This is a genomic window from Terrisporobacter hibernicus (assembly GCF_020809405.1).
Lineage (GTDB): Bacteria > Bacillota > Clostridia > Peptostreptococcales > Peptostreptococcaceae > Terrisporobacter > Terrisporobacter petrolearius.
In genome coordinates, this window is record NZ_CP081135.1 from 835,713 (window position 1) to 849,636 (window position 13,924).

Below are 13,924 nucleotides of genomic sequence, written 5' to 3' on the forward strand. Positions count from 1 at the left end.
TTAATTGCATATTAAATTTAATAAGGTTTCATTAGGAGGTACTATTGGATAAACATCGTAATCCATATTTATTACACACTCTAAAAATACTGGTTTATCCATATTTACCTCACTTAAAATATTCTTTAGCTCCTTTAAATTTGTTGCTTTGTAACCATCTATTCCATAAGCCTTTGCCAACATTACATAGTCTACACTTGGATCCACATCAGTCTGAGAATATCGTTTCTTTGAAAAAAGTTTTTGCCATTGTCTAACCATACCTAAAGTAGAATTGTTAAGAAGCAATATTAGAACAGGTATTTTATAAGTTGAAATGGTGGCCATTTCATTACAATTCATTCTAAAACTTCCATCTCCTGTTACTAAAACTATATTTTTGTTTGGAACACCAAGTTTTGCTCCTATTGCTGCTCCCACACCAAATCCCATAGTTCCAAGACCTGCTGATGTTATAAAATTTTTCCCAAGAGTAAAGTCCCAATACTTAGCAGTCCACATTTGATGTTGACCCACATCTGTTACTACCACAGTATTATCTCCCACTTTTTTATTTACTAAATATAATATATTTTGTGGATGGAATTCATCTTTACCTATAATATGTTCTTTATCTTCATAAGCCTTTATTTCTTTTTTCCAATTATAATTATCTTTTTTTTCTACTTTATTGTATAGTTCCTTAAGCAATGAAGATAAATCTCCTACTAAATTAACTTCTGATTTTATATTTTTATTTATTTCAGAAGGATCTATATCTATGTGAATTACCTTTGCATTTTTTGCAAATTCACAGCTTTTGCCTATTACTCTATCACTAAATCTAGCTCCTATGGCTATTATTAAATCTGAGTTAGATATGGCCAAATTCCCCTCTTTACTTCCATGCATGCCTAACAAACCTAGGGATAAGTCATCTCTTCTATCTATATTACCAAGACCCATTATTGTATTTAATACAGGTGTATCAATTTTCTTTGCAAAATCCACTAGTAATTTTTCCTCATTAGCAGACTTTACACCACCTCCAGCATATATTATAGGTCTTTTGCTTTCTCTTATTAAATCACAAGCTAAATCAACTTTCTCTTTATTATCATAATCTTCTTTTAATTCATATTCACTTTTTAAAGGATTTTCTAAATTAGATGAAATATAATCATCCATATTAAAGTCAACTTCTGCCAACATTAAATCCTTTGGAATATCTATTAACACAGGGCCTTTTCTCCCGCTATTAGCAATTTCAAATGCTTTTTTTATAGTTTTTGGTAAGTCTTCTACTTTTCTTATTAAAAAGTTGTGCTTCGTTACTGACAAAGTAACACCAGTTATATCTATTTCTTGGAAAGAATCTTTTCCTAGTAAAGCTGTAGGTACTTGACCACTAAAGCATACTAATGGAGAAGAATCCATATAAGCTGTAGCTATACCTGTAATTGCATTTGTTGCTCCTGGACCTGAAGTTAAAAAACATACCCCAACTTTACCTGAGCTTCTTGCATAACCATCAGCTGCGTGAACTGCTCCTTGCTCATGAGAAGTTCTCACATGATTTAGTTTGTCTGTATAATCATATAAAGCATCATAAAGAGGTATTACCGCTCCTCCAGGGTAACCAAATATAGTATCTACCCCTTCCTTTATAAGACATTCTAATATTACTCTTGACCCATCCACCTAATTTACCTCCTTTTATATCAATCTTATTTGTTTAAAAAAGTCATCATACTTCTTAAAGTTCTACCTGTTTGCGATATTTCTGCATGATATTGTTGAGTTCTTCTATTTAAGAAATCTTCACAACCATCTTCATTTTCCTGTATCCACTCTTTTGCAAATTTCCCATTTTGTATATCTTTAAGTACATCTTTCATAGCCTCTTTGGATGCATCATTTATTACTCTCGGTCCTGATACATATCCACCCCATTCAGCTGTATCACTAACTGAGTAGTTCATTCTTTCAAGTCCCCCCTCATACATTAAATCGACTATTAATTTCATTTCGTGTAAGCATTCAAAATAAGCAACTTCTGGCTGATATCCTGCATTTACCAAAGTTTCAAATCCAGCTTTTATTAGCTCTTCACAACCACCACAAAGCACTGCTTGTTCTCCAAATAAATCTGTTTCAGTTTCTTCTTTAAAAGTAGTCTCTAAAACTCCAGCTCTAGTTCCACCTATCCCCTTTGCATAAGCAAGTACAGTATCTCTAGCACTTCCACTAGCGTCTTGATATACTGCAAATAAACAAGGCACTCCGCTTCCTTCTTTGTAAACAGATCTTACTAAGTGACCAGGACCCTTTGGTGCTACCATAACTACATCTACAAATTCTGGTGGATTTATTAAGCTATAATGTATATTGAAACCATGGGCAAAAGCCAGCGTTTGGCCTTCTTTTAAGTTATCTTTTATATGTTTATCATATATTTTCTTTTGAGCCGTATCTGGCATTAAACACATTACTATATCACTTGTTTTTGTGGCATCTGATACACTAAGCACTTCAAATCCATCATCTTTAGCTTTTTCTCTCGATTTACTAGTATCATGTAATCCAACAATTACTTCAACACCGCTATCTCTAAGGTTTTGTGCATGTGCATGACCTTGACTTCCATATCCAAGTACTGCTACTTTTTTCCCATTTAAAGCATCCATTTTTACATCTTGTTCATAAAACATTTTCATTTTCATTTACCCCCTGAGTTTAGTTAAAATTTATAATTATGAATTTATCTTTATAGATATTGCTTCATATTTCTTTAGTTATTACATTACTTTTAAATCAGATACATCATGTAGTTTTCTCATATAGTTTATTACATCTTCTAAAGATGTTGTTTCGTCGTTTATTATTAAATGCATTCCACAGTTTTCTGCCCACATACTCATTGATTCCACTTCCAGTTCTTTTCTTCTAAGAGTCATAGCAACCCTTAAAAATGAATCCATTCCTTGATTTAAACTTGCATATACATTTCTTTTCATATAAATTACCTCCTATAAATTTTTACAATTTTATTTAAAATTCGCTTGGCTTAAGCCACTGTGTGGCCGCTATGAAATTTCAGGCAACGATCTTGCTCAAAATTCACTTACCTCTTAACTTTTCATGTTACACATAGAAACTGAGTAGATTTTTATATATTTTTGCAAATAAAAAAACTTCCGCCATTATAAGCAATATTTATTTGCTCATAAGGACGAAAGTTATATTCCGCGGTACCACCTTAATTATAACCTAAAAAAATATACAGGTTACCTCTCATTTATTCTAGTCAGGGCTAATCTTAACTATAGCTAAGTAACGCTAGCACACGTTCATATTTACTAAGGAAAACTTTTCAACATGAAAGCTGGGAGTGATCATTATATACTTAAATTAACACCAATTCTCACCAACATTGGCTCTCTGTAATTAATTAGACTAAGCATTTTTGTCTCCGTCAAAGCTTCTAAATTTATTAATTTCAATTTATATCAGTAATTATATGAATGTTCTTGTTTAATGTCAACCTATTTTTAAAAATTTTCTGAATTTTCTTTCCAATATACAGTCTACAGAATTTCTTCAAAGTGACTTTATCACTGTATTTCATATATAAAAATATTATAATACTTTTAAATCATTGAGGAGGAAATTTAAATGGCAAAGATAAAAAGAAAAGCAATTATAGATAAAGATTACTGTGTAGCTTGTGGTACTTGTGTAAAAGTATGTCCTTTTAATTTAATACACATAGAGCAAGGTGTATTTGCAGAGATAGACTTAGATAAATGTGTAGGATGCGGAAAATGCGCAAAATCATGTCCTGCGTCGGTTATAAATATAGAAAAAGTGGAGGTGGAATAATAATTATGAATAAAAATAAAAAGAAAAAAACTTTTAAAGATTATATGTGGATAATAAGTGTCACATACTTAACATTAGGGTTTTTCAATATATTATTTGGTTGGCTAGGTGTATTATGTTTCTTAATACCTTTAATAATCTCTTTAACTGGTCATGGTAAAACTTATTGCAACACTTACTGTGGTAGAGGTCAAATGTTAGATTTAATGGGTAACAAATTAAAATTATCAAAAAATAGAGATATACCTAAATTTTTAAGAAGTAAGTGGTTTAGATATGGATTTTTAGCCTTCTTTATGACAATGTTCGTTGTAATGTTATTCAATACTTATTTAGTATTTAATGGAACAAACAATTTAAAAGAAGTTGTAAAATTAATTTGGACCTTCAAAGTTCCTTGGGCATGGACTAATACTAGTATGGTAACTCCTTGGGTAGCTCAATTTGCCTTTGGATTTTATAGTATGATGTTAACATCAACAATCCTTGGAATAGTAACAATGCTATTGTACAAACCAAAATCTTGGTGCGTTTATTGTCCAATGGGAACTATGACACAATTAATATCAAAAGCAAAATACACAAACAAAAGCAATACATCATGTAGCAGTTGTAGCAGCTGTTCTAGCAAAGTTAGTTAAAATACTATTTAAATATAAAACTTGTCATGCATACAAAAAGGATGAACTCATATGAGTTCATCCTCTTATATTATATCTATTTATTTTTATTACACCATATTTTACATATATGTGCTTTTTTACTACAAAGTACATTCTTAGAGCCACATGAAGGACACATTTCTTTATCTTGTAAATAATTTATCTCATAAATATTGTCACAATCAAGGCATTTAAATTTACAAAATTTAGCTCTATAATTTCCGCCATCTATTCTTATTGCCTTACCTTGAGTTAAGGCGATTGCAACTTTTTCTCTAGCTGAATCTATAATATTTTGAAAAGTTTGTCTAGATACCTTCATTTTTTCTGCGCACTCTTCTTGATTTAGTTTTTCAATATCTTTAAGCCTCATGGCTTCTAGTTCTTCTAATTTTAATACTACTTCCTCTAGTTCACATTTAGACTTATCTATGGGAGTAAAATAAGTACTCTCAGGGAAAAAATCTACTATTCTAACTTTTGTTGGTCTTGCCATCTAAACTCCTCCTTACATTTGGAACATAGTCCTGTAAAAATAATATCTATGTCATATATATCCAAATCATTTTCCATTTCTGCTCTATCTTTTAATTCTAAACATTGTAAATTAACATTTTTACTTTTAATATCAATTATACTATTACATTTAGAACATTTAAAGTGAATATGAAAAGGATCTTTGCTAAATATTTTTAATTCAAAATATCCTACTCCATTGATATTTATTTCTTTGACTATGTCTAATGTTTTAAAAAGGTTTAAAGCTCGATGAATTGTACTAAGACCAATTCTTTTATCTTTCAATTTATAGTGTATTTCTTTTGAGTTTAAATGGGTTTTACTTTCTATTAATACTTCTAATATGGCTAGTTTTTGAATAGTGCATTTATACCCATTATCTTTTAAAATTTTTTCTACTCTTACAACAATATCATTCATGTTATTTATTCATTACAGTGGCCTTCATGCATGTGTTCTCTACAAACACTACCACTTGATACTAATGTACCATCAATATATTTATTTACTATATCATCAGTTGATCCACAAGCTCCTACTATTACATTTATATTATTATCAACAAATAATTGTTGTGCTGTTTCACCCATACCACCTGATATAATAATATTTACATTTAAATCTTTTAAAAATACTGGTAAAAATCCTGGTCTGTGACCTGGATTGGCAACAAATTCTTTTTTTACAATACTATTATTCTCTATATCATATATTTCGAATCCTTCACAATGGCCAAAATGACCACTTACACACTTATTTTCACTTGCAACTGCTATTTTCATTTTACATTCCTCCATTAATTTTAAATTATATTTTAATTATTTTTTTAATATTGTTTAACATATCTTCAATAGCTTTTTTAGCTAAGCTATCATCATATTTAGTTATTGGTTTTAGTTCATTGATAGATTTTACAACCATGTTATCGTAAGGAATTTTTCCAACAAGATTGATATTTTCACTTTTTAAGTATTCTTCTATTTCTATTGCCACATCTTCATTAATGTCATATTTGTTTATACATGCCATGGTAAAAATATCAAAATAATTACAAAGCTCTACAACCCTTGTTAAATCTTTAATTCCTGATTTAGTTGGTTCTGTTACTACTAGTACTGCATCACTTCCTGTTATGGAAGATATTACAGGGCAACCAATTCCTGGAGAACCATCTATTATGGTAAAACTATCACTGTCATTAGCTAGTAATGCATTTTTTCTAAGCTGGTTTATCAATTTACCTGAACCATCACTTCCAATTTCCATTTCTGCTCTAGATATTATTCCTTGATCCACTTTACTTAAAAATACATCTGCTGTTTTTTCATCTGTTAATTCTATGGCTTCACATGGGCATATTAATTTACATGCTCCACATCCTTCACATAAAAATGGATCTATTTTGTGATTTTTAATAGCTGAAAACTTACATACTAATTCACATTTATTACATTGTTTGCATAAGTCTTCATTTATTTCGGCTTTTTTGCCACCAACAAAACTACTTTCTTCTATATTTTTTCCTTTGTAAAACAGATAAAAATTAGGTGCATCTACGTCACAGTCAACTCTTGTTACATCATTAATTAATTCACTTAATGCTGTTGCTATAGTTGTTTTTCCTGTTCCACCTTTTCCACTTAATACAACTAGTTCCAAGGTAGCACCTCCTTTAATCTATTGGAAAGCTTGTCAAATATGTGTTTATAATTTGAATCACTGTAAAGCATTTCACCTTTTGAATATATTTTTGCTGCTTCTTTATCATAAGGTATACTTCCTAATAAGATGATTTTTTCATTTTTACAATATTCTTTAATTATGTTGTTTTCATCATCATCTTTATTTAAAACTATACAAAAGGGAATTTTATATAATTTTACAAGCTCTACTGCCATTTTTAAATCATGAAGTCCAAATTGAGATGGTTCTGTTACAAGTATTGCTACATCCGCAAAATTAAGGGCATTTACCACATTGCAAGATGTTCCAGGAGGACAATCAATTAAATTGATACCCTGTGGGAGGTTTTTCAAAAGTGTTTTAATAACAGGTACAGCCATAGGCTCACCTACATTTAAAACACCTCTAATACAATTTAAATCATTGCTACTACCTTTTTGTATTTTACCAGTCTCTCTTTTTTTATATGATATAGCATCAAATTTACAACTTATTTGACAAGCTCCACAACCATGACATAATTTATCAAATAAAAGTATCTTGTTATTTAATTTTGCAAGAGCATTAAATTCACATGTCTCTACGCATTTCCCACAATTTGTGCACTTATCTTTATCTATAGCTGGATATTCCACCATAACCTTTTCTTCATTATATATTTTGGGATTTAAAAACAAAAAACCATTAGGCTCTTCCACATCACAATCTATATAATTGCTTTTTAGGGCTAAAGATAAGTTTGTTGATACAGTTGTTTTTCCTGTGCCACCTTTTCCACTAAGTACAGCTATATTCATTGTCAATTCATCTCCTATAAAAAATTCACTTCCCTTGAGCGGTGTGTCAGCGAAACACTTGTTGTCACCAACAAGATGCCTTTGAGCAACATGTTGAGGAATCATTTTGCTACCGCTTCACAGGCAAATACTTTGCTCAAAAATTAAAGATACTATCCTTGATGTGAAGCTCCACAAGAGTTTATTTCTTCAAGTTCTTTATTATTATACTTTTCAACAATTTCATCCATTGATAAATTAGCACATTTGTATGCTTTTATATTAGATCCGTTAATTATATCAAATGCATTTGGCCCAAGACTTCCTGTAATAACCACTTGAACTTTTTCGTCTACTATCTGATTTGATGCAGCAATTCCCGCACCTCCAGCTGCTGTAAATCCTTTATTTTCAACCACACTAAACTCTTTAGTATCTGTATCATAAATTTGAAAATAATTACATCTTCCAAACCTTGAATCTAGTAAGCTTTCTTTTGTTGTTCCATTTGTAGAAATTGCTATTTTCATTTAAATTCTCCTTTTTAATTATTTAAATTTAATTCATCTATTATTTTTTTAACTATAGGATTAAATACCTGATCTATATCTTCTTTTTCACCACTATCTTGTGACAACTTGCTTATACTACTTAGCATAGGTAGCTCACCAAATAATTTTAAGTTATTTTCTTGTAAAAATTTATTCGTACTTTCTCCATCAAACAACTTAATTTTCTTGCCACAATCGTCACATGTTATATAACTCATATTCTCAACTACTCCAAGTAGTCTTACATTCATTTTTTTAGTCATTTTTACTGCTTTTGACACTATCATAGATACAAGATCTTGAGGAACAGATATCATAACTACACCATTTATAGGAATGGATTGCATTACTGTAAGTGCTACATCTCCTGTTCCTGGAGGCATATCTATTAGAAGATAATCTAAATCTTCCCAAATAACATCTGTCCAAAACTGCTTAACTAGATTAGATAACATAGGTCCTCTCCATATTACTGGATCATCTTCATTATCTGTAATTAAATTTAAGGACATAATCTTTATACCTTCTTTATTTTGTACAGGTAAAATTCCCTGTTCAACATATGTAGCTCTTTTATCTTTTACACCTAATAATCTAGGAATACTTGGTCCTGTTATATCTGCATCTAATACGCCCACTTTGTATCCTTGTTTTTTCAATGTTTTAGCTATTAATGAACATATTGAAGATTTTCCTACTCCACCTTTTCCACTCATTACCCCTATTATTTGCTTTACATTATTTAGAGGATTATTTTCTATCATACAACTTTCTTTGTCCTTTGTGCATTTCTCTGCAGTTGGACAGCTGTTACAACTAGTCATACTTTCATCTCCTACTTTTGTTATTAGCATATGCTAATTAAATACTAGCACCATTTATAGTTATTGTCAAATGCCAATAACTATTTTTTTCAAAAAAAATAGAAGATATTTATTATCCTCTATTCTTTATAATTATAAAATTACTTCTACATTTTCATCTTGAGCGTTTATTAATTTTTCTGCATTTTTTATACTACTATAAGTTTTATAGCCACCATCTATATTTGAAGTATTATATCCATATTGATTTAATATAGTACATGCAATATATCCTCTTAAGCCAACTTGACAACATACATATATTTTTCTATCTTTAGGTATTTCATTTAATCTATCTCTTAATTGTCCCAATGGTATATTCACAACATTTTTTATAGATCCATTTGACACTTCATACTCTTCTCTTACATCCAGTATGTATTCTTCATTTTTTACTAGATCTTCAATTTCGTACCACTGTGTATTTTTAACTATGTTTTCCATAATATTGGCACCACAATATCCTAACATGTTTACAGGATCCTTTGCAGAATTGTAAGGTGGTGCATAACAAACTTCTGTGTCTTGCAAATCATATACTGTAAATCCTGCTTTTATTGAGTTTGCTATTAAATCTATACGTTTGTCTATACCGTCTTTTCCAACACCTTGGGCACCTAATATTTTCCCTGTATTTGGATCAAACAACATTTTAAATGAAATTTGTGTTGCACCTGGATAATACCCTGCATGAGATGCTGGATGAATATGAATTGCTTCATAAGGTATGTCCAAATCTCTAAGGGTTTTTTCATTATTGCCTGTAGCTGCAACAGTTAAATCAAATACTTTAGCTACTAGAGAGCCTAAAGTTCCTTTATATTCTACGTCTTTTCCTGATAATATATCTGCAACTAACCTACCTTGTCTATTTGCTGGCCATGCTAAAGGAATCATAGTAGGTTTTTTATTTACAAAATCTATAACTTGTATGGCATCTCCCACAGCATAAATATCTTCATTTGAAGTTTTCATTTTGCTATTTACTACAATAGCTCCCTTTTCATTTACTTCAATTCCAGCTTCTTTTGCTATCTTACTTTCAGGCGTTACTCCTATGGAAAGAATAATCATATCTGTTTCTATTTCTTTTCCACTTTTTAAAACGACCCTTTTACCCTTATCTTCAATCTTTTCAGGTTTATCTTTTAATATTAATTTTACGCCTTTTTCTATTAAATGAGTATGAAGTACACTTGCCATTTCGTAGTCAACAGGTTTCATAACCTGGTCTCTTGAGTGAACCAATGTTACTTCTACACCTCTTTCATGTAAGTTTTCAACCATTTCTAAGCCTATAAATCCTCCACCTATTACAAGAGCTTTTTGTGGTTTATTTATATCAACATAATTTTTAATTTTATCTGTATCTGCAATATTTCTAAGAGTAAATAAATTTTCACAAGATTTTATTCCTTTAATGTCAGGTATTTTAGGCATGGCCCCTGGTGAAAGTATTAATTTATCATAGGTTTCTTCATAAACTTGTCCATTTTTATGGTTTTTCACCTTAACTTTTTTATTGTTTTTATCTATTTCTATTACTTCACTTAAGTTTCTTACGTCTAACTTAAATCTTTCTTTCATTCCTTCTACTGTTTGAACAAGAAGAAACCCCCTATTTTTTATACTATCACCTATGTAGTATGGAAGACCACAGTTTGCAAATGATATGTATTCTCCCTTTTCAAACATAATAATTTCAAAATCTTCATTCAGTCTTCTAAGCCTTGCTGCTGCAGATGCCCCACCTGCTACTCCACCTACTATCAAAACCTTTTTAGACATTAATTTACCCCCTTAATAATTTTATCTATTCACTTATATTATACTCCAAATATATGCTATATCTCATTTAATCAAGACTTCTAATTTAAATAATTATTGGTATATATAAGATTCAATAAAATATTATGTTTTATTATGTGTCATAATTTGATGGACATGATTGATTCTTCCCTCTACTTTTTGCTTTATATAATGCCTTATCAACATCTATTATAAGAGAATCTATATCTTCTTGAAAAAACTCTCCATAACCTATGCTTATGCTTATTCTTCCCGCTGGCGTTATCATTTCATTACAAGCTTCTACCAAAGTTTTAGATATTTTAGAACCCTCTTCATAATTAATATTTGGAAGAAGAATTAAAAATTCTTCACCACCCCACCTAAATATACTATCCTTTTCTCTTAAATTTTTTTTCATACATTCTGAAACTTGTTGAAGAACTATATCTCCAACCTTATGTCCAAATTTATCATTAACTTTTTTAAAATCATCAATATCAATTAGCATTATACAAATGGGTAAATTATTTATATTTTTTAAATAACTATCTTCATGGATTATTTCATAAAATTTTGCTCTATTATAACATTGTGTTAAATTATCTATAAAAGCTAATCCCTTTAGTTTTTTTTGCAACTCATACTTTTCATAGTAACTTAAGTACAATGTATAAGATATTGTAGTACATAATACCATTATAATTGGTATTACTAGCATATACATGTTGTAATTTATTGTATTTTTAAATAATAATAGATCAAGAATAACAGGAGCAACAAAACCTAATACTTGGTGACCTAAAATATATTTAAAAGGCATACTATGAGAAACCGTTACCAAACTTAGATTATACACTATAAATCCATTAATACTATAGTGGACTCCATTTTCTAATTTTTTAACTACAAGTAAATATAATAATAATATATAAAACATACTTAAACATACAGAGATTGAAATTATTTTGTAATTATCCGTATATTTATGTGGTATATAATAAATAAGAGGCGCTAACAGCATAAGCACTCTAAATAAAAAAACTGCTTTACTACCTTGAGGATCTATTATATAGTCCCACCCAAAAAAAAGAAAACATGCTATACTCAAACTTATGATAGATATCAAAGTATAATTTTTATATTCCTCATTCTTTGATTGTAAAAAATCTTCTTTTTCATCAAAAAATTTTATTTTTAACATTTATTTATATCTCCCCAAATATTGTAAATTCAATTAAAATCATACTATATCCCAAATTCAAAGTCAATTTTTGGAAATACATTTAAATTCAATTTCAAATCTTTAATTTTTTAAATAAAAAAGCTATCTCATAATAATCATTATGGATAGCTATCAAATTTATTTTTATAATACACTTACTAATATAGCACCTTCTGATGTATAAGTTCCCATAACTGAACCAATTTCAGTTATAATAACTTCTTCAAAAGTATGATTTTTTAATATCATTTCCTTAGCTTTTTCAGCTTTTTCTAAACAGTTGGCATGAGCTATAGCTAATGATGTACATTTTCCACTACTAATAATATCGCTGGTTTTTCCTACAACTTTTTTAATAGAATTGTTGCATCCTCTGGCTGAATCTACTGGTTTTACAATACCCCCACTAACTTTTATTATGACTTTCATATTTAAGGCATTTATAAGTTTTCCTGCTATTGGACTTACTCTTCCACCTTTAACAGCGTTTTCTAAAGTCTCCAATGAACCATAGAAAAATTTATCTTTCTTTAATTTTTCAATTGTATCTACTATTTCCTCAAAATTCTTTCCTTCATTCATTAACTTAGCAGCTTTTATTACAAATTGGCCATGTCCTATGGATCCTGCTTCTGTATCTATTACAGCTATTTTTTTATTAGGATTTTCCTCTAACACCATATTCTTGGCAAGAAGAGCTGCTGAGTAAGTGCCTGACAATGCGGATGCTATTGTAAGTACTATCACCTCTTCATCACCTTGGTAACTTTGCATAAATTTTTCTGGTGATGGACATGAAGTTTTAGGAAGTTCCTTTGAACTTCTCATTCTTTCATAAAATTCTTTATTATCCAATTCTCCATCTATGTATACATCTTCTCCAAAAGAAACATTTAACGGTACAACTTTTATATTATATTTTTCAATTATCTCCTTATTTAAATCACAAGAGCTATCTGTTATTATCTTTATTTTATTCATAATTTACTCCTTAAACTACACATTTAATAAGTCGGCCATCCGACCGATAGTTAATTTAATTATATTATTTGACTAATCTAATGTCAACATTTTGTTTTGATAATCAAATTTTTTGTTATTGAATATAGTTAAAAACAAAAGAAAACTTTCACAGTATGTTTTTATCATACTATAAAAGTTTTCTCTTATTCCTTATGTTTTATTCAATTTAAATTATGGTCTTCTTGCACATATGTATTTTTTTTCATAATATCCAGTTAGAGTTGACTTTTTCACTCCATCTCTTGGGTTAGATGCATGTATAAATTCATTGTTGCCTATATACATACCTACATGACTTACTCTTCCTTTTCCCATTGTATCGAAGAATATTAAATCCCCTACTTGTAAATCTTTTTTCTTAACAGATTTTCCATATTCACTTTGTTCATATGAAACCCTTGGTATATTTTTACCCAAAGCTTTTTTGTAAATATATTGTGTTAACCCGGAACAATCAAAATTGTTTGGCCCTGTTGCTCCCCACACATATTTTTTTCCTATTTGTTCTTTTAGTAAGTCTACGGCTTTGTCCATTTTTGTTTTGCTTGTTGAATTACTAACATTTTCAGTTTTTTTACTATCACCAACTGATATTTCTATATTTGCTATTGTATTAGCATTATTTGACTTAAGATCTTCAGGTTTTACATAATTTACGTTTACATTTATTCTATCAGAATTCATACTTCCAAGAAGGGTAGTAAGTGCATTTAAGTCATTAGAATATAAATTATTATTATTTAAATTACTAATATTACCTAATAAATTTCCTGCACCATTACAAGAAGTACAAGACCCTCCTAAATTATTAGAATTTAGTAAACTATTTGATAAGACCGAAAGAAAGTCATATGATGAATTACTTGATGAACTATTATTACTATTTAGACTTGCACTAGTACTCATTGCCTGTAGCAGTCTACTTAAAGCTATTTGATTAATTTCACTCATATCTTACTCCAATTTATAATTT

Annotated in this window: 16 protein-coding genes and 1 other annotated feature; of the genes, 2 read left to right on the plus strand and 14 right to left on the minus strand. The window is 29.5% G+C overall.

Annotated features, from left to right (window positions below):
• From ilvB to JW646_RS04070, 3 genes are all read right to left on the minus strand, one after another.
• Window positions 1–1,680: a biosynthetic-type acetolactate synthase large subunit gene (ilvB, locus tag JW646_RS04060; RefSeq protein ID WP_228416681.1), complete on the minus strand. Its 1,680-nt coding sequence runs from the start codon at window positions 1,678–1,680 to the stop codon at window positions 1–3.
• A gap of 26 nt (window positions 1,681–1,706) precedes the next feature.
• Window positions 1,707–2,702 (minus strand): ketol-acid reductoisomerase, encoded by a 996-nt coding sequence (ilvC, locus tag JW646_RS04065; RefSeq protein WP_272491857.1) that lies wholly within the window; start codon window positions 2,700–2,702, stop codon window positions 1,707–1,709.
• Window positions 2,703–2,777: 75 nt separating this feature from the next.
• Window positions 2,778–2,996 carry a hypothetical protein gene (locus JW646_RS04070; RefSeq protein ID WP_074918741.1) on the minus strand — a complete coding sequence of 73 codons (219 nt, stop codon included), beginning with the start codon at window positions 2,994–2,996 and terminating at the stop codon, window positions 2,778–2,780.
• 208 nt (window positions 2,997–3,204) lie between these two features.
• Window positions 3,205–3,467 (minus strand) — a binding site (T-box leader).
• Window positions 3,468–3,654: 187 nt separating this feature from the next.
• Between JW646_RS04070 and JW646_RS04075 the strand changes: the two genes are divergently transcribed.
• Together JW646_RS04075 and JW646_RS04080 are read left to right on the plus strand one after the other, a co-directional pair.
• Complete coding sequence (locus tag JW646_RS04075) at window positions 3,655–3,861, plus strand: DUF362 domain-containing protein (protein WP_148558021.1); 207 nt, start codon at window positions 3,655–3,657, stop codon at window positions 3,859–3,861.
• 5 nt (window positions 3,862–3,866) lie between these two features.
• A complete protein-coding gene (locus tag JW646_RS04080; protein WP_228416683.1) occupies window positions 3,867–4,502 on the plus strand; it encodes a 4Fe-4S binding protein in 636 nt (211 codons plus the stop codon).
• A gap of 76 nt (window positions 4,503–4,578) precedes the next feature.
• On the opposite strand, the gene JW646_RS04085 is transcribed toward JW646_RS04080, so the two are convergent.
• From JW646_RS04085 to JW646_RS04135, 11 genes are all read right to left on the minus strand, one after another.
• On the minus strand, window positions 4,579–5,019 hold the full coding sequence (locus tag JW646_RS04085) for a DUF134 domain-containing protein (RefSeq protein WP_148558023.1): 441 nt from the start codon (window positions 5,017–5,019) through the stop codon (window positions 4,579–4,581).
• A complete protein-coding gene (locus tag JW646_RS04090; RefSeq protein ID WP_074918749.1) occupies window positions 4,992–5,462 on the minus strand; it encodes a Fur family transcriptional regulator in 471 nt (156 codons plus the stop codon). The genes JW646_RS04085 and JW646_RS04090 overlap by 28 nt, the downstream gene beginning before the upstream one ends.
• Before the next feature lie 5 nt (window positions 5,463–5,467).
• Window positions 5,468–5,824: a NifB/NifX family molybdenum-iron cluster-binding protein gene (locus JW646_RS04095; protein ID WP_148558024.1), complete on the minus strand. Its 357-nt coding sequence runs from the start codon at window positions 5,822–5,824 to the stop codon at window positions 5,468–5,470.
• Between the two features lie 25 nt (window positions 5,825–5,849).
• Window positions 5,850–6,701: an ATP-binding protein gene (locus tag JW646_RS04100; RefSeq protein WP_228416684.1), complete on the minus strand. Its 852-nt coding sequence runs from the start codon at window positions 6,699–6,701 to the stop codon at window positions 5,850–5,852.
• Window positions 6,692–7,627: an ATP-binding protein gene (locus JW646_RS04105; RefSeq protein ID WP_331478058.1), complete on the minus strand. Its 936-nt coding sequence runs from the start codon at window positions 7,625–7,627 to the stop codon at window positions 6,692–6,694. The genes JW646_RS04100 and JW646_RS04105 overlap by 10 nt, the downstream gene beginning before the upstream one ends.
• Window positions 7,628–7,674: 47 nt before the next feature.
• A complete protein-coding gene (locus tag JW646_RS04110; protein ID WP_228416685.1) occupies window positions 7,675–8,031 on the minus strand; it encodes a NifB/NifX family molybdenum-iron cluster-binding protein in 357 nt (118 codons plus the stop codon).
• 14 nt (window positions 8,032–8,045) lie between these two features.
• Window positions 8,046–8,876 (minus strand): Mrp/NBP35 family ATP-binding protein, encoded by an 831-nt coding sequence (locus tag JW646_RS04115; protein WP_228416686.1) that lies wholly within the window; start codon window positions 8,874–8,876, stop codon window positions 8,046–8,048.
• Between the two features lie 132 nt (window positions 8,877–9,008).
• Window positions 9,009–10,703 carry a CoA-disulfide reductase gene (locus JW646_RS04120; protein WP_228416687.1) on the minus strand — a complete coding sequence of 565 codons (1,695 nt, stop codon included), beginning with the start codon at window positions 10,701–10,703 and terminating at the stop codon, window positions 9,009–9,011.
• A 133-nt stretch (window positions 10,704–10,836) separates the two neighbouring features.
• Window positions 10,837–11,907 (minus strand): GGDEF domain-containing protein, encoded by a 1,071-nt coding sequence (locus JW646_RS04125; RefSeq protein ID WP_228416688.1) that lies wholly within the window; start codon window positions 11,905–11,907, stop codon window positions 10,837–10,839.
• Between the two features lie 165 nt (window positions 11,908–12,072).
• The gene (locus tag JW646_RS04130) at window positions 12,073–12,909 is read right to left on the minus strand and encodes a DegV family protein (RefSeq protein WP_074918767.1); all 837 of its coding nucleotides are present in this window, start codon (window positions 12,907–12,909) and stop codon (window positions 12,073–12,075) included.
• A gap of 213 nt (window positions 12,910–13,122) precedes the next feature.
• Window positions 13,123–13,902 (minus strand): C40 family peptidase, encoded by a 780-nt coding sequence (locus JW646_RS04135; protein ID WP_083399356.1) that lies wholly within the window; start codon window positions 13,900–13,902, stop codon window positions 13,123–13,125.
• Window positions 13,903–13,924 lie beyond the last annotated feature (22 nt).